This window comes from Paenibacillus sp. RS8 (assembly GCF_041956825.1).
GTDB lineage: Bacteria > Bacillota > Bacilli > Paenibacillales > Paenibacillaceae > Paenibacillus_AQ.
In genome coordinates this window covers 1598328-1616083 of sequence record NZ_CP168131.1, presented here as the reverse complement: position 1 = coordinate 1616083, position 17756 = coordinate 1598328, and the positions used below count along the sequence as shown (strand labels likewise).

The 17756-nt window shown below is 46.2% G+C and carries 16 protein-coding genes; all 16 read right to left on the bottom strand.

Annotated elements, in window-relative coordinates; all coding sequences use genetic code 11:
• Positions 1 to 26: 26 nt before the first annotated feature.
• The 16 genes from folP to ACDZ28_RS08415 all read right to left on the bottom strand — a co-directional run bounded on the left by folP (position 27) and on the right by ACDZ28_RS08415 (position 17679).
• Positions 27 to 884 carry a dihydropteroate synthase gene (gene folP / locus ACDZ28_RS08490; protein ID WP_375104441.1) on the bottom strand — a complete coding sequence of 286 codons (858 nt, stop codon included), beginning with the start codon at positions 882 to 884 and terminating at the stop codon, positions 27 to 29.
• Positions 881 to 1762, bottom strand: a complete 882-nt coding sequence (gene pabC, locus ACDZ28_RS08485; RefSeq protein WP_375104440.1) for an aminodeoxychorismate lyase — start codon at positions 1760 to 1762, stop codon at positions 881 to 883. Before pabC ends, folP begins: the two co-directional genes overlap by 4 nt.
• Entirely contained in the window at positions 1759 to 2340 is a 582-nt protein-coding gene (gene pabA, locus ACDZ28_RS08480) for an aminodeoxychorismate/anthranilate synthase component II (RefSeq protein WP_042123170.1), read from the bottom strand. Before pabA ends, pabC begins: the two co-directional genes overlap by 4 nt.
• Positions 2337 to 3944 (bottom strand): anthranilate synthase component I family protein, encoded by a 1608-nt coding sequence (locus ACDZ28_RS08475; RefSeq protein ID WP_375104439.1) that lies wholly within the window; start codon positions 3942 to 3944, stop codon positions 2337 to 2339. Before ACDZ28_RS08475 ends, pabA begins: the two co-directional genes overlap by 4 nt.
• Before the next feature lie 355 nt (positions 3945 to 4299).
• Positions 4300 to 5238, bottom strand: coding sequence for a cysteine synthase A (gene cysK, locus ACDZ28_RS08470; RefSeq protein WP_042123166.1), 939 nt, complete (start codon positions 5236 to 5238; stop codon positions 4300 to 4302).
• Between the two features lie 174 nt (positions 5239 to 5412).
• The gene (locus ACDZ28_RS08465) at positions 5413 to 6357 is read right to left on the bottom strand and encodes a peptidylprolyl isomerase (RefSeq protein WP_375104438.1); all 945 of its coding nucleotides are present in this window, start codon (positions 6355 to 6357) and stop codon (positions 5413 to 5415) included.
• A gap of 8 nt (positions 6358 to 6365) precedes the next feature.
• On the bottom strand, positions 6366 to 7250 hold the full coding sequence (gene hslO, locus ACDZ28_RS08460) for an Hsp33 family molecular chaperone HslO (protein ID WP_042123163.1): 885 nt from the start codon (positions 7248 to 7250) through the stop codon (positions 6366 to 6368).
• 47 nt (positions 7251 to 7297) lie between these two features.
• Positions 7298 to 8065 (bottom strand): type III pantothenate kinase, encoded by a 768-nt coding sequence (locus tag ACDZ28_RS08455; RefSeq protein WP_042123162.1) that lies wholly within the window; start codon positions 8063 to 8065, stop codon positions 7298 to 7300.
• Positions 8062 to 8937: a carboxylating nicotinate-nucleotide diphosphorylase gene (gene nadC / locus ACDZ28_RS08450; RefSeq protein WP_042123160.1), complete on the bottom strand. Its 876-nt coding sequence runs from the start codon at positions 8935 to 8937 to the stop codon at positions 8062 to 8064. The genes ACDZ28_RS08455 and nadC overlap by 4 nt, the downstream gene beginning before the upstream one ends.
• Complete coding sequence (gene nadB, locus ACDZ28_RS08445) at positions 8927 to 10543, bottom strand: L-aspartate oxidase (protein ID WP_375104437.1); 1617 nt, start codon at positions 10541 to 10543, stop codon at positions 8927 to 8929. Before nadB ends, nadC begins: the two co-directional genes overlap by 11 nt.
• Positions 10544 to 10582: 39 nt before the next feature.
• Positions 10583 to 11521 (bottom strand): quinolinate synthase NadA, encoded by a 939-nt coding sequence (nadA, locus tag ACDZ28_RS08440; protein ID WP_042183878.1) that lies wholly within the window; start codon positions 11519 to 11521, stop codon positions 10583 to 10585.
• A gap of 258 nt (positions 11522 to 11779) precedes the next feature.
• Entirely contained in the window at positions 11780 to 13834 is a 2055-nt protein-coding gene (gene ftsH, locus ACDZ28_RS08435; protein ID WP_042123154.1) for an ATP-dependent zinc metalloprotease FtsH, read from the bottom strand.
• A 109-nt stretch (positions 13835 to 13943) separates the two neighbouring features.
• Positions 13944 to 14483 (bottom strand): hypoxanthine phosphoribosyltransferase, encoded by a 540-nt coding sequence (gene hpt / locus ACDZ28_RS08430; protein WP_042123153.1) that lies wholly within the window; start codon positions 14481 to 14483, stop codon positions 13944 to 13946.
• Positions 14484 to 14529: 46 nt separating this feature from the next.
• Entirely contained in the window at positions 14530 to 15972 is a 1443-nt protein-coding gene (gene tilS, locus ACDZ28_RS08425) for a tRNA lysidine(34) synthetase TilS (RefSeq protein WP_375104436.1), read from the bottom strand.
• Positions 15973 to 16007: 35 nt separating this feature from the next.
• Entirely contained in the window at positions 16008 to 16946 is a 939-nt protein-coding gene (locus ACDZ28_RS08420; RefSeq protein WP_042131739.1) for a serine/threonine protein kinase, read from the bottom strand.
• The gene (locus ACDZ28_RS08415) at positions 16936 to 17679 is read right to left on the bottom strand and encodes a vWA domain-containing protein (protein WP_042123149.1); all 744 of its coding nucleotides are present in this window, start codon (positions 17677 to 17679) and stop codon (positions 16936 to 16938) included. Before ACDZ28_RS08415 ends, ACDZ28_RS08420 begins: the two co-directional genes overlap by 11 nt.
• Positions 17680 to 17756: the final 77 nt, after the last annotated feature.

The following is a 17756-nucleotide window of genomic DNA, read 5'->3' as shown; positions in this document are numbered from 1 at the left end:
AAACCCGCCCTTTTTCTAAAATATCTTTATTGACGCACCACTGGAGGTGCAGCATACAACATCGCATCACACATCTTGACCGTTCTTTTAATCAGGGATACATCATGCACACGTACGATCTGGCAGCCCTGAGCAATACCGAAAGCTACAGTAGCTGCGGTACCTTCGACAACATCGTCAGAGGGTAAATCAAGTACCGTCCGGATGAATTTTTTGCGTGAAGTCGCAAGTAACAGTGGATAGCCAAGCTCAGTTAATCCGTCCAAAAGCATCATTGCCTGCAAATTTTCATTAAAATCCTTAGCAAAGCCGATCCCTGGATCCAAGATAATATTGGCCGGCTTCACGCCTGCGGCTAAAGCAAGGTCAATACTTTCCTTAAGGTCTGCCGACATATCTGCACTTAGATTTGTATACTCACGATCCTGACGGTTATGCATCAAAATAATAGGACAGTCCGCTGCCGCTGCCACTGCCGCCATTTCCGGATCTGCCTTACAGCCCCATATGTCATTAATGATATGAGCACCAGCGGCAATAGCTTGGCGTGCCACTTCAGCTTTGTAGGTATCAATAGATAATGGAATATGCGGTGCCGCTCGATGAATACTCTCGATGACGGGCAATACACGCGCTAGTTCCTCTTCAAGCCCCACCGGTTTATGACCTGGACGGGTAGACTCCCCACCAATATCTATGATGTCAGCACCGTCGGCAGCCATGCGCAGCGCATGTTCTACTGCTTTGTCCGGATGATCCCAAAGTCCTCCATCTGAAAAAGAATCCGGGGTTACATTCAGGATGCCCATAATCAGCGTTCGATCTCCCAATTGTAAATCTGTACTTCCACAGCGGTACGTCCGCTTAAATATGACTGGTCTCAATTCGATACTCCCGTCCTTTCTCTATAGGCTGAAATCATTACCGAAGTAATCTTGCCGCAAAGGCCATCGCCTACGGTAAATCTTTTATCTTTTTCCCAAAGCGTTGTGACAGGAACAATTTCTTGCACGGAATTAGTAAGAAATACTTCGTCGGCTATTTTCAACTGCTCCCAGTGATATGCGCCCTCTTCTACCCTAATTCCAGCACTACGAGCCAGCTTCATTACCATTTCCCGGGTAATTCCCGGCAGAATACCAGTTGAGATATCCGGCGTATGGAGAATATTGTTTTTTATAAAAAAGATGTTGCTGACAATGCCCTCTGCTATGATCTCTTGTTCGGTCAACATCAGTCCTTCAGAACCATTCGAAGCAGAGGCATACCCCCTAAGCTCACGCTTGGCCAAAATATTATTCATATAATGCAGCGACTTGAACCGCACTGCTCCCTCAGGAGTGTTACGTCGTAAGGACAACAGTTGCAGCTCTTTGCCTTCGGTATATAGTTTATCAGGAGCTTTCGGGAGTGCTTTAATGTACAGCAAATGATTAGGTTTACGGTAATCGTCCGCCGGTAATCCGAGAATATCCTCGCCAGCGGTCACGGTATAGCGTATATAAGCTTCCTTTAATTCATTTTTGTCCATAACACGTTGAATCCACTCCTGCAGATGTTCAGCATCCTGCTCAAAGGGAATACCAAGCTCCTTACACCCCTCCGCCATACGCTTCAAATGACGCTCCAGCAAAAAAGGCAGTCCACCATACGTCCGAAAAGTCTCGAATAACCCTATGCCGTATAAAAAGCCGTGATCCAGGGCGGAAACCACGGCTTGTCGTGCATCTATGACATCATTGTTAAATCCTATATATTTCATGCCGTTTCTCCGGCTCTCCGTTTCAAGAAATTACGCAGCATCGTATGACCATGATCCGTAATAATAGATTCCGGGTGGAACTGCACACCTTCGATAGGGTATTCTTTATGGCGCAGTGCCATAATCTCCCCTTCTTCAGTCTCCGCTGTAATCTCCAGACAATCCGGCAGACTCTCACGTTCAACAATCAAAGAATGATATCTAGTTGCTGTAAAAGGAGACTCCAGACCTTCAAAAACCGACGTGCCTTTATGATGAATCGGAGATGTCTTTCCATGCATCAAACGCTCTGCACGAATAACATTGCCACCAAATGCTTGGCCAATCGCCTGATGTCCAAGGCATACGCCGAAGATCGGAATAATACCTTTGAAATGATGCAATAATTCCAAACTGATCCCCGCTTCATTAGGTGTACATGGTCCTGGAGAAATTAGAATATGATCGGGAGCCATTTTTTCAATCTCTTCAATGGTAATTTCATCGTTGCGGTGTACTTTAACCTCTTCCCCTAGTTCCCCCAAATACTGCACGAGGTTATACGTAAAGGAATCATAATTATCGATGACCAAGATCACAGTGTTTCTCCCCCTTCGGCGCCGCCGGTAGTTTGGGATTCCTGCTGCAATTCACTACAGAGGACTGCCTTCACTACCGCTTTGGCTTTATTATGGCATTCACGGTATTCACGATATGGATCAGAGTCGATCACGATGCCTGCACCTGTCTGAATATATCCGACTCCATCCTTTACAGCCAGTGTTCTAATAATAATATTTAATTCCATATTTCCGTTATAGTCAATAAAGCCCATGGATCCTGTATACGGTCCGCGCCGAACCGGCTCCAGTTCTTCAATGATTTCCATTGTTCTTACTTTAGGCGCACCTGTAATCGTTCCCCCCGGGAACAAAGCTGCGATAACAGCGTAAGCGTCCTTATCAGGCGCGACCTGGCCCTCAACCTGCGAAACGAGATGCATCACATGAGAGTAGCGCTCCACCGTCATCAGCTCAGGCACGCTGACGGACCCGTATGCAGCGACACGTCCAATGTCGTTGCGCTCTAGATCGACAAGCATGATATGCTCGGCGATCTCTTTTTCGCTCCCGCGAAGCTCCGCCTCCATGGCGGCATCCTCCGCGGGAGTCAGGCCTCGGCGCCGGGTGCCGGCGATTGGCCGTGCGATCACTTTGTCCCCGTCCAGCTTGACGAGAAGCTCCGGTGAAGCGCTGGACAGCGCGAAGCGGGGCGACCGCAAGAGCCCCATGTACGGGGACGGATTGAGCTTACGCAGCCACTCGTAAACATCCTCCGGCGAGGACTTCAGCTGCGCCTCCTGGCGCAGCGAGAGGTTCACTTGGAATACATCGCCTTGGCGGATGTATTCCTGAACGTCCAGAACAGCCTGCTGGAACTTCTCTGGTGAAAAGGCCGAGGTCATGCCCGGCCACTCTCCTGATGAAGCCGTAATGGATTCAATGCTATCTACGGTTTCTTTGTTCAAGCCAGAGGTTGAAGAAATCAACTGCCATTGCTCAACCATTCGCCCGGCCTGCTCTATCCCCCCGAGGTAAAGGTTCTGCAATTCCTCCATCCCGCATTCTGCTGGAACCGGGACGTGAACTGCACAATAAAGCACATGCTCTTCATGATCATAAATCCATACCTCATCCATCCTCATAAAAAGATAATCAGGAAAACCAGGATCATCTTGTGCAAGAGACGGCAAACGCTCCAATGAGCGGACCACATCGTACCCTAGAAATCCAATGCATCCACCTGTAAATGGAGGAATGCCCTGAACATTTAGACTTGGCGAGGTGAAGCCAGACATCCATTGCTGTAGCAGTTCCAGCGGCTGTCCTTGCAACGTTGTTACCTCATGTATTTCCTCATCGTCCGCTGATTCCAGAGATTCAGTAGAAAAGTTAAATACTTCGGCCTTGTCCTCTTTGCCCTTCAATATGGAGACAGGATTTAAGCCTAAGTACGTAAAGCGCCCGCCCTTGCCACTTTCTAAGACTACAGAATACTGGGAAGCTAATTCCCAGGCCTTCTCCCACGATGCAGGCAACTCGTTTGTGCACCGGGGGGATTTTATTATTAAAGGGAACATGCTCCAGTCCTCAGCTGCCCATTGTTCCCACTCATGCCATGTCGTTATGATTTCCAAAGCCATCCTCCTAAAAGTTTTGTCTAGCATAATCCTACAATTTAATCTTCGGGACAAAACTCGCTTCGTAAGCATTCCATTAGTTTTGTCCAGCCCTCGCCTATTTTAAATCGTCAGTAGTATGTTGCCTGTCAGTATAATGTACTTAAGGCATTATTGAAAAGCCCCCAGCGATAGGAAATTATTATGGTTTTTGCGTTTTCAGTAAAAAGCAAAGTGTTTTTCAACAATAATGATGTTACCGCGTCAAGCCTGCCGTATATGTACAGAACCTTTTGCCTTATTAATCAACGAAAAGAGTCTCCATCACCACCAAAAGGGTGGTATGAAGACTCTTATAGATTTACGTTATTGCAAGCAATTACGCTTCGAAATTGTAAAGTGGTGTGCTCAGGTAACGTTCACCGTTACTTGGAATAATGACAACTACCTTTTTGCCAGGACCCAAGTCTTTAGCTACCTTAAGCGCCGCAAACACAGCAGCACCTGAAGAAATACCGGAAAGAACGCCTTCTTCTTTAGCTACACGGCGTGCAGTTTCGAATGCTTCATCGTTCTCTACATGGATAATCTCATCATAAATATCCTGGTTCAGAATCTCAGGAATGAAGTTAGCTCCGATACCCTGGATTTTGTGAGGGCCTGGTTTGCCTCCTGCCAAGATTGGAGAAGCAGCAGGTTCCACAGCATAGATCTTCACGTCAGGATATTTGCTCTTCAGCACTTCACCTGCACCCGTGATCGTTCCACCTGTTCCGATACCTGCAATAAAAGCATCCAGTGGGCCACCGATGGACTCAATCGCTTCAACGATTTCAGGTCCAGTGGTCTCACGGTGGATCTTCACGTTCGCTTTATTCTTGAATTGCTCGGATGGGAAATAGCTTGGGTTCTCTTTCAGAATTTCTTCCGCTTTCTTAACCGCACCATTCATGCCTTCCGATCCTGGAGTTAGTACCAATTCTGCTCCGTATGCACGAAGTAGATTGCGACGCTCCAAGCTCATGGTTTCAGGCATTACGATAACTGCCTTATAACCTTTAGCCGCAGCTACAAGTGCCAAGCCGATACCAGTATTACCACTAGTTGCTTCTACAATTGTACCTCCTGGCTTCAGTAGACCTTCGCGCTCAGCTTCTTCCACGATGCTGATTGCGATACGGTCTTTTACGCTTGATCCCGGGTTCTGATATTCCAATTTCAAATAAATATCTGCGGAGCCTTCCTGTGCCAGACGATTCAAACGAACGAGCGGAGTACCGCCGATCAATTCTGTTACGTTGTTAACGACTTTAGCCATGAGCAAAAACCTCCTTAGAATGATAAGTGCAATATAAGAACGTAAATTATGACTTTACTCTTCTGTATGTGGGTGCCTTTTACGCAGTAATAACTGCTATAAAGAGGTGTAGATATTTGACCACCGTTAGTTATTTCCGACTAAAACGGTAGGTTTTACGTTAATATCATATTATCAATCTTGCAGGCTGTTGTCAATATTTATTGCCACATCATATTTTGTACGCAAATCACTCTCTACTTGTTGTAGAGGAGGTGCTTGCTCCAAAGCCAGTTCTTGACGTATCAGCGCCCGTATCTCCTTCTGGTCCGGAACTGCTGGAGAGTGAATACTCTCTAGTCGAATGATAGCGAAGTCGTCCTCCGCCTGAATCGGTCCCGCTATATCACCCGCATCCAAACTAGCCGCAGTCTTAAGCAGTCCTTCAGGCCAAAAAGGATCGTCTTCCTCCACCTTCCCCAAGCTGCCTCCTTGCTGCCGACTCGCTTCATCAATGGACACTTCCCTAGCCAAATCAGCAAAGTTCTCACCCTGCTCCAAACGATCCATTACCTGCTCGCCTTCTTCATAAGATGAAACCTTGATCATGGAGAGCTCTAGTTCTCTTTTCGGAGTAAACCGCTCAGCATTTTGATCTAAATAAGTATCGATATCCGCTTCATTAATCGTAATACCCACGGTGGCTATCGCTTGTAAGGTTAGACGATAAGCTGTCTCTGCGAACACTTCCTGACGGGATAAACCCAGCTGAGACTGCATTTGCGCATAATACTGTTCTTCGGATCCGTATCCAACCATAGTTCGTGCAAGCTCCTGCTCAACCTCATCATCCGTCACAGTAATCCCCAGAGCCTTAGCTTCCATCTCCACAACAATATGATTGATTATTCCAACTAGCACTTCGTAACCATGCTTTTTTTTCAGCTCATCCATCCACTGCTTATCTGTTATCGGTTGCCCGCCTGCAGTCGCTATCTCCGATATTTCACTCTCTGTTGTATCTCCTTTTAGAAGGGCCATGGCGCGTAAACTCCAGAATAACAGACCCCCGAGCATTAAAGATGCAACAGCTAGAATAACAACCGTATTGCGAAGTGCGCGTTCCTGTCTCGTCATCATCCCATGACCTACGAGTTCGCTTGTTCTAAAATGACCTGTAATTCGTCCTTATTAAAAACATAAGCCTCGTTGCAAAAATGACATACAACTTCAGCCTGTTCATCTTCTGCAATTATTCTCTCCAGTTCAGCTTGCCCAAGGCTAATCAATGTCTGCTCTACCCGCTCACGCGAACATTGACAAGCAAAGTTAATATCCAGTTCATCCATAACCACGGCATCCGGCAAAAGAAAACGCAGCATTTCTTCTGGCTCTAAGCCCTGATCAAGGAGTGTTGTCACGGAAGGCATAGCCCCTAGAGCTTTTTCGATCTCCGTAATCTCCGCATCCGTCAGTCCTGGAAGAAGCTGCACGATAAATCCTCCGGCTACAATTACTGACTCATCAGTATCTACTAGTACACCCAAGCCAACGGCAGCTGGGGTTTGCTCAGATACAGCGAAATAATAAGTGAAATCTTCTGCAAGCTCTCCAGAGATGATTGGAATACTACCTCGATAAGGTTCCTTTAAACCCAAATCCTTAATAATATCAATGAACCCTTCCGTCCCTACAGCTCCAGCTACATCTAATTTGCCCATGCTATTGCTAGGTAAGTGAACGTGAGGATGGTGTACATATCCGCACACTTCTCCCAACGCATTGGACTCCGCAACAATTTGTCCAATCGGTCCATCCCCTTTGACCATGATGCATAGCTTCTCTCTACCTTTGAGCATAGCGCCCATCATGGCTGCAGCGGTAACCGTACGTCCTAACGCGGCTGTTGCCGTCGGATACGTATCATGTCTACGCCGCAATTCCTCGACCAATTCTGTTGTGCGGACAGCAAACGCTCTCACTTTACCATTCATAGCCGTTCCACGGATAAGTCGATCCTTCTTTTTTTCCATTGGGTGCTTAGCCCTCCTATCTCTTCGCCCTTTAGGCTTCTTTATCTTTATTGGTTACGATCATAAATAATTCGTAATCCTTCTAGTGTTAACATGGGGTTTACTTCGTCGATACAATCCGTCTCACCTGCAATTAGCGAAGCGAGACCTCCGGTAGAAATAACCTTTAGCCCCGGAGCATTCATCTCGATTTTGATACGCTTAACGATTCCCTCAACCTGACCCGCGTACCCAAAAATAATACCAGCCTGCATAGCATGCACTGTATTACGTCCGATAACTTTTTTAGGCTTCTCTAACTCAATTCGTGGCAGTTTGGATGCTCGCTGATATAAGGCCTCTGTAGAAATGCCAAGCCCCGGAACAATCGCTCCTCCGAGATAATTAGCTCCCGCATCGATACAATCAAAGGTCGTAGCCGTACCAAAATCAACAACAACAAGCGGACATTTATATTGTTCAATCGCAGCCACAGCATTAACAATCCGGTCTGCGCCAATCTCACGTGGATTCTCATAGCGAAGATTAAGGCCCGTTTTTATCCCTGGTCCCACGAGTAACGGATCTTTGCCTATATACTTTATACACATATCCACGATAGTCTTAACCAGGGGTGGAACTACCGAGGATATAATTACACCTTCCACCTCTTTGACAGAAATTCCTGACATCTGAAAAAGATTGTGTATCAGCACTCCATATTCATCCACGGTCGATTGGCGCGCAGTACTTAGACGGAAATGATGCAACAATTCACGCTTTCTGTATACGCCGAGAACAATATTGGTATTACCGATATCAACAGCAAGCATCATGATGAAGGCCCTTCCTTCTTGGCATTAAGGTCTAGACTAATATCCAGACTGGAGAAGGAGTACGTAAGGCGCCCTACAGAGATCACATCCACGCCTGTTTCTGCAATCCCACGAACCGTTTCTAACGATACATTGCCGGAGGCCTCTGTCTTGACATGTGGCGCTTTAGCTTTAATCCTAGCCACCGCTTGCTTCATCATCTCGTTAGACATATTATCCAGCATAATAATATCAGCACCTGCTGCCAGCGCCTCTTCGACTTGCTCTAAGTTCTCAGTCTCTACTTCAATGCTCATCGTATGCGGGATGTTCTTTCGAGCACGACCTACAGCTTGCCGAATACCCCCCGCACCTTTGATATGATTGTCCTTGATCATAACCGCATCATATAAGCCAAAGCGATGATTAAAGCCTCCACCAACACGAACTGCATATTTCTCAAGCATACGATGGCCTGGTGTAGTCTTCCGTGTATCTACTAGACGAGTCGATAATCCATCAAGCACCTGTACGAAAGATGCCGTACGTGAGGCAACACCCGAAAGACGCTGCATCAAATTGAGCGCAAGCCGTTCACCTGTAAGAATTGCGTGTGTGCTGCCTTCCACCTCAATAATTACAGTCCCTTTGGTCACTGCTTGACCTTCTTCTACAAGGGCTGTAAAGCTAAGCGTAGGATCAACAATTTCAAAAACCAACTCTGCAATTGGGATACCACAAATTACGCCATCTTCTTTAGCATGAATAATCCCTTTAGATTGATGGCCAACAGGTATCGTCATCTGTGTTGTTACATCCCCGGAACCAACATCTTCCCGCAGCCAAGCCTTGATGGATTGTACTAGTTCTTCATTGTAACCATTAAACATCATCGCTTAATTCCTCCACTATTCCCAGATCGCGAATTTGAAGCAGGTGCTTGCGCCACTGAACATCACTTCGCTGCGGATAATCCTCACGGTAATGTGCCCCCCGACTCTCTTCCCGTGCTAGAGCAGACTCTGTCACGAGCAAACAGCAGGTCAGCATATTAGCGAACTCGTATTCCTCGCGTTTAGTCAATACGGATCCAAAGATGGGTAGCTGCCGTTTCAATTCTTCTATTCCCTTAGACAAGGTCTCTTCATTACGTCGTAATCCAGCATATCGAACCATTACCTTTTGCAGCTTCAAACGGCGTTCCACAATAGCTTGAGTTGGCGAATCAACACGCCCATCGTTGCTGCTAACTGATACAACATCACGTCCAAGCGGGGATAATTTGCGAATCCGCTCAATAATACGATGCCCAAAAACAACTGCTTCTGATAATGAATTGCTTGCTAATCGATTAGCCCCATGTACGCCTGTGCAAGAAACCTCTCCGCAAGCAAACAAGCGGGGAATCGTACTCTCCCCATTCAGATCGGTCTTAATGCCCCCCATCATATAATGCGCAGCTGGAGCCACTGGAATCCAATCACTTGTAATATCCAATCCATAGCCCATACATGTCTCATGTATTGTAGGGAACCGATGCTTCACCATTTCTGGAGATTCATGCGTAATATCCAAATAGACAAACGTTGACTTTGTAAGCTCCATTTCACTTACAATTGCCCGAGCTACAATATCTCGTGGGGCTAGCTCAAGCAACTCATGATAACGCTCCATGAACCGCTCTCCATTAATATTGCGCAATACTGCGCCTTCCCCACGAACTGCTTCGGAGATTAGGAATCTAGGAGCTCCAGGATAACTCAATGCTGTAGGATGAAATTGAATAAATTCCATATCTCTTATATGAGCGCCGGCTCGATAGGCAATGGCTACCCCATCGCCTGTAGCTACTTCAGGGTTGGTAGTGTATCTAAATAATTGTCCTGCTCCACCAGAGCACAAAATAGTCGCATCCCCTTGCAGGAATAACCGTCCGCCCCCGGGACGCTGCAACAATGCGCCTACACATTCTCCGCCTTCAGTGATGAGATCAATGACGTAATGATCATCCCACACCTCAATATTCTTATGTTCTGCTACCTGTTCAGCCAAAGCACGAACAATCTCATAACCTGTAGCATCTCCATTAGCATGCAAAATACGACGGTGGCTATGCGCTCCTTCCTGCGTCAAAGCCAGTACCCCATCTTCCTTATCAAAAAGAGTGCCTAAACGAATTAGCTCATGAACTCGATCTGGTCCTTCATTAACAAGTGCATCGACAGCTGTGGAGGAGCAAAGACCTGCTCCAGCCATTAAGGTATCCTGCCGGTGGTAAGCAGGAGAATCGTCCTCAGCTATTACAGCTGCGATCCCCCCTTGTGCATAGCGAGTATTACTCTCCATTACTGATTTCTTTGTGATCATAATGACACGCCGATCTTCACTAGCTTTAATAGCCGTGAACAATCCGGCAATCCCTGAACCGATAACAATACAATCTGTCTTTACTTTAGGAATATCCCGAAGATCAAAATCAACCAAATATTGTGGAATCATGACCGCGTTTCACCTGTTTCAACGAAAGAGTAGCGCATACTACCGGACTTGTAGCATGCGCTCTAGGGAAGTTCTGGCTTTGTCGGCGACAGCAGGCGGTACATAGATTTGTGGCTTCATTGTCTCCAGGCATTTCACCAGTTTTTTTAGATTGTTAACTTTCATATTGGGACAAACAAGAAATTTTGTAGCAAAATGGAATTCTTTATCCGGACTATCTTTACGAAGCTGATATCCTGTACCATCCTCAGTTCCAACGATAAATTGCTTACGGTCGGATTTCCGGCAATACTCGAGAATGGATGTAGTACTACCTACATAATCACCCATGGCCACTACTTCCGGACGACATTCTGGATGAACTACAAATTCTGCTTCTGGGTATTTTGCTCTCATTTCTACTACATCTTTAACAGTCAACATATCGTGAGTGTTGCAATAGCCTTCCCAAATAATCAGTTTTTTGCCGGTCTGATCCTGTACGTATTGACCAAGATTCTTATCGGGTACCCAGATAATTTCTTCAGCATCGAGGGATTCGATTACTTTCACGGCATTGGCAGAGGTACAACAGATATCAGTTTCCGCTTTAATCTCTGCAGACGAGTTGATATAAGTCACCACTTTAGCATTTGGATGTTGCGCTTTAAGCTTACGCAAACCATCTACATTGACCATATCAGCCATTGGGCAGCCTGCACGTTCATCAGGAATAAGGACGGTTTTGTTTGGTGCTAATATTTTAGCGCTTTCCCCCATGAAATGAACACCGCAGAATACGATAACCTCTGCATCTGTCTCCGCAGCCTTCTGAGCGAGTAAAAAAGAGTCCCCCCGGAAATCGGCAACTTCCTGAATTTCATCACGTTGATAATAATGAGCTAAAATGATTGCGTTTCTTTCCTTTTTAAGCTGTTCAAGACGTATACGAAGTTCACGATTCTGTTCCTGCTTGCGCTCAAGTGCCAGAGCTTCCACCGATTGTTCTCCCCCTTAAATCTTCGCGGCTTTACGCCGGCGCGATGTTATCAAATGGCATGAGCCATCATCTGAAAAAATGAATAAGCTGATGATAATAGTAAGTAATATTAATCACTAATGTACACAACGTTCCAGCCCCTGTCAATGTGACTAGACAGGCTTCCAAGCATGAAATTACCTAAAAATTAAAATAAAAAATCCGGAGAACAATTACGCTCTCCGGATAATTTTACATCATATGAATAGTAAGCCTGCTTAGGTAAGGCTAGTTCCGCCGCCTTTATTGTCATCATCAGATCCGTCATTTCCCTCAGACTCAGGTTTGTTCGGGATTTCCTTAGATAGGTTCGGAGGCGTGGACTCCGTATCTTCAGACTTGCCTTGAATGCGAACACGCACATCACCGATATTATCAATGACTGGTTCACCAACTTCAAGTGCAACGCCTTCGCCACCTTCAGCCTTACCATCTTCAGAAAGGAATCCTTGTTCAATCAGCTCTTTAATCTGATCAAGCTCAAGTGTTTCCTTCTCAAGTAACGTGTTGGCAATCAGATGCATTTCTTTAGAGTGTTTGAGCAACAGCTCTTTACAACGTTCGTAGCTCGAAGTAATAAAGTTCTGCATTTCTTGATCAATCTCATAAGCAATGGAATCACTATAATTCTGTTCATGCCCAATATCACGACCTAAGAATACTTGGCCTTGAGAAGAGCCGAACTGCATAGGTCCAAGCTTATCGCTCATACCGTATTCCATGATCATGGCACGCACGATACGCGTAGCCTGTTGGAAGTCACTGTATGCGCCCGTACCGATCTCACCAATAAACAATTCTTCGGCAACACGTCCACCAAGTAATCCAGTAACCTTATCCAAAAGCTCCTGCTTGGTAACGATCATCCGATCTTCCTTCGGAAGCATAATTACATATCCGCCTGCACGTCCGCGTGGGATAATTGTAACTTTATGCACCATATCAGCATGCTCAAGGAAATAACCAGCGATAGTATGGCCTGCTTCATGGTAAGCTACAATGCGTTTCTCACGGTCGCTGATAACACGACTACGTTTCTCAGTACCTACGATAACACGGTCAATGGCTTCATCCACTTCAATCATGGAGATATCCTTGCGGTTACGACGTGCAGCTAGCAGCGCTGCCTCATTTAGCAGATTCTCTAGATCAGCACCCGTGAATCCAGTTGTACGTTTAGCGACAACATCCAGTCTTACATCTTTCGTAAGCGGCTTGTTACGAGCGTGAACCTTAAGTACAGCTTCACGACCTTTTACGTCAGGGCGGTCAACCGTAATTTGACGGTCAAAACGTCCTGGACGAAGTAATGCAGGATCAAGTATATCAGCGCGGTTAGTTGCCGCAACAATAATAATGCCTTCGTTACCACCGAATCCATCCATCTCAACCAGCAATTGGTTAAGTGTCTGTTCGCGTTCGTCATGTCCGCCGCCGAGTCCGGCGCCACGTTGACGACCCACAGCATCAATTTCATCAATGAAGATAATACATGGTGCGTTTTTCTTGGCGTTCTCGAACAAATCACGTACCCGAGAAGCACCGACACCCACGAACATTTCCACAAAATCAGAACCGGAAATACTGAAGAAAGGAACGCCGGCTTCACCTGCTACTGCACGTGCAAGCAATGTTTTACCTGTTCCCGGAGGACCTACAAGCAGTACGCCTTTAGGGATACGTGCACCGACAGCTGCAAATTTACGCGGATCTTTCAAGAACTCAACAACTTCGACAAGCTCTTGCTTCTCTTCATCAGCCCCTGCAACATCCTCAAAGCTGATTTTCTTCTTCTCTTCATTATATAACCGAGCCTTGCTCTTGCCGAAATTCATAACTTTACCGCCGCCACCTTGCGCCTGGTTAAACAGGAAGAAGAACAAGATGAACATAATGACCAGCGGGATAATGGAAGAAAGGAATGTCAGCCAAATGCTGGTACCTTCCATTTTCTTCTGAGTTAATTCAATGCCATTTACATCACTGGCCTGAATCAGTTCATTAATAGCAGCATCTGTTGGAGGAATATATGTGGAGAAGCTTTTCGATTTAGTATCGGCAGGCAGCTCTCTATATTCGCCTGTAACTAAAAAGGCATTACCCTCAAACTGAACCGTCAAATCCTTCACATTGTTGTTCTTGATCTCCTGCCGTAACTCGTCGTATCTAGGGAAATCGGCGGCTTCATTTCCATTGCTCACAAACTGGACAATACCCACCACGACTAAAAATAAAATCAAATAAAAACCAGAATTCCGGATGAACCGATTCATCCCCTACCTCCTCTCGCAACACTCAAGTTATTGTACCATAGCCTCTTGGGACACCTCAAATATAGGAAGCCAAGGGTGCCTGATCCGTATGATCAAGGCAATCAATAGTTTAATTGGAATAAATCTCAGGCTTCAGTACTCCAACATATGGGAGGTTCCGATACCGCTCGGCATAATCCAATCCGTAGCCTACTACAAATTCGTCTGGCAACACGAAGCCTGTATAGCTGGCTTCAAGATTAACCGTACGACCTGATGGCTTATCAAATAAGGTAACCACCGAGATAGAAGCAGCATTGCGGTTGCGGAGCAGCTCAATCAAATAGCTGAGCGTAAGGCCACTGTCAATAATATCTTCAACGATCAAGATATCGCGGCCTTCTACCGATACATCCAAATCCTTAATAATTTTGACAACACCAGAGGACTTGGTGGATGCTCCATAGCTGGACACTGCCATGAAATCCATCTCAACAGGTACTGTAATGGCTTTAACCAAATCTGCCATAAATATAAACGCGCCTTTTAGTACACAAATGACTAAAGGGGTACGGCCTGCGTATTCTTCGCTCAGTGTTCGACCGAGCTCCTTAATTTTCTGCTGAAGTTCCTCTTCGGTGATCAAGACTTCTTGAATATCATTTTGCAACTTGCGAAACCTCCTAAGTTATACTATGAAAGACTTACTTCGACCATTACGTTTCTTCAGGGTCATCCAGCTCTGCTAGAGACAACAGAAGTACCGAGGTCGTGTGCCGCCCTACTGCGGCATGCATCGAGCGTCTTACGCCCGGAATCCAGACGATATTGCCCAAACCATCACAAACGAGGGGGATCATAGAACGTTTAGCAGCAGGTATTTTATCATCAATATAAATATCTTTTACCTTTTTGCTTCCGTTTAATCCCATGACTCTTATGGTATCTCCAGGCAATCGGGAACGTATCGTTAGTGGAAAGACCAGTTCATCACGGTCAAACCAAGCCGACATCTTCCCACAATCCTCCCCCTGTACAAAAAAGTTTTCTCTCTCCAGCACCGCCATTGACATCACCTTACCTATTTCCTCCAGTTTAAGCTCGGAGTCCGGTAAAAACAGACGATATGTATAGCTTGCCTGTTGCTGCGCGGGCTTGGACGAGAACAAGATGATATCATATTGCCGCACACAAGTCAGGCCTCCACCTAAATCTAAACTCCAGGTGGTGGGATAGCTCTGCAGCGTTCCCCGACGTACAGATTCAATCTTGGAGAAATCAAGGGCAGATAGATCCGCCGACAGATAATTTAATATTAGTTTAATCAAACGCCGTTGTAAAGCGGAGGGTATGGCCGCAAATAAAGCTCTGTTAAAGGTATATTTCCCTTCCCCTTCCGAAACGAGCTCCTCAAAGCATTTTACCGCAGATGCCTCCATATATTCATCCTCAGCCCCTGCAATTTCCGCAAGCTGTACGAGGGACTGCCGCACTCTTCCATTATACTTTTCCAGAAAAGGAAGAACTTCCAAACGAATGGCATTCCGCTTGTATTTCGTTAGCAGATTGGTGGCATCCTCAGCATAAGTGAAACCTTCATTTTGGCATAAACCCAAAAGTGCTGTTTTGTTAATACGTAGGAATGGGCGAATGAGTTCCACCTTTTTTTCTGTTCTTTTCCACTTGATACCCGACAGTCCCGATAATCCACTTCCGCGTAATAAACGCATAATGACAGTTTCTGCCTGATCATCCGCGTGATGAGCCAGAGCAACAGAACGCGCCCCATATCGGTGTGCCGTATCAATCAGAAATTCATACCGCTTCTCACGTGCAGTTCCCTCAGGACCAAGTCCACTCTCTTTAGCCAAGGAGGGAATATCGAATTCCGCAAACTCAAAGGGCAATCCCAGTTCTTCAGCCATACCACGTACGAGCTCTGCCTCTTCCTTCGACTCCGGTCTAAATCCGTGATTCACATGAGCACATATTAAGGTAAGTGGCATAACGTTTAAAGATATTTCATGCAAAACATGCAAAAGAGCCACAGAATCCGGGCCGCCGGAAACTGCGACTACAATGGTGTCATGGGGTGCCCACAGCTCATGCTCGGCTGCTGACTCCAATACTGACTCCATCAGTCCATTCATTTGCTCCATATGCGGCCCCCCTTTTCTCAACTATATGTATAAGTTCAAAACCGAAATACCCAATAAATCGTAAAGGCAAGCACGAACAAGGATAATGCAAAAGCATTTTTAAGCCAGCGAGGTGTGTCCATACTATCAGGTCGCTTTCTACGCGAATTGTAAATATGGTTGCGCCAGACCTCTGTAGCATCTGCAGAACCGGAGAAACCTCCTTTTAACGCCAAACAAATCCAAGAGGATAGTTTCTTGTCGGGTAGATTTCTGGCCAACTTAAACAGTTCATCTACACTTCTTGTCTGCGGCAACTGTAGCGCGGCTTTCTTGAGCCCCTCTTCATTTAAAAGACGGAGGCACAGCACAGCAAAAGCGAATAAATCATACCCCTCATCACTCGTGCGGCTACCTGCATTCCAAAAGCCACGGTCATGCCACTCCGTAAATTGCTTCACACTACGACCTTTAGGGCTTGCGCCTCCAAAATCGATCAGCTCCACTTCACCGTAATTGGACACCATTACATTCTCCGGCTTCAAATCTCCAAACACAAAACCGCATTCATGTAATGTGCGCAGCTTATCGAGCAACCCAAGCCCTACCAAACCTAACCATTCCGGTCCATTCTTCGATAAAAAATGATGCAAAGGCTTGCCTTCAACATACCGCATGACATAAAAAGGTACGTTGTTTCCATTCGCAAAATCATCCGATTCCAAGAAATAAGAAGATAATGGAGATTCACGGCGAGCACGGTGTTCATTGCGCTTTCGACGCGATTGCAGCGACGTCAGTACATTGATCTCCGATTGCAGCTCAAGTGTATCGTATCCGATTTTTAGCGCGTACCATTCCCGTCTGCCTTCTCTTTGCACAAGATATACGGTTCCGTTCGCGCCCCTTCCCAGCATCCGTTCCACGACATAACGGTTTCCCCGCCATTTGCCGGTAATTAAGGTGCCAGTAGGATAGGACGGATTAGACGACATACCCACCAATCATCCCTTCTCTTTCGTCGTGGTCATCCATTCGCCGTCCACGATGTTCATCCAGTGTATCATAACGATAATGTTCAAGCACCTTGAAAATAGCTGGACCCGTCGGTGTTGCGCCTCTCATGTGTAATTTGGAGAATAGCGTACGAATACCTGACATATCCTTGGTCCAATCTAAATCAAGTCTGGCATCCTCGCTGCTGTTATTTCCAGGAAAATGAAACACAGCGATCTCACTCTTTCCTTCTCTAGCTTCCAGACTGAGCGCCAAATCCCGAATCGCATCTTCCACAGCACCCAGTTTAGGCTTCATACTAGCACTGGCATCGATAAGGAGCGCAATGCGCAGTGGCGATGTTTCTGTTAGTTCATCTACAACTGTAACAACCTGCGAGCGTTGAACAGGTGGTAGCTGCTCCAGCGACCCTTCACCTAGTATCTTTTTTACTTCCTTATTAACCGCCTGCTGGATCGTCTGAACCACAGTTTTCCGTGTCATCATCTGAATTGTCTGCGCCAGTTGTGGCGTTCCGACTATTCGGCTAAGGCCTCCCCCGGCCTTGGCAATGTCGGCTATTTCCCGGCTTCCGAGTTCGCCGATCGTACCATAATCAACTACACCGACCACATTTACGGTGATTCCCTCCTGCAAGGCATGCGCCGCTGCCATCACCGGACTTTCCCCTACGTTTGAACAACCGTCAGTAATGAGCAAAATCTGCTTCATAACTCTCCACTCCCCCTTGTTTGAAACCTCTGTTTCTAGCATATCCAGAAATGAGAGATTTCAAACGGTCGCTATTG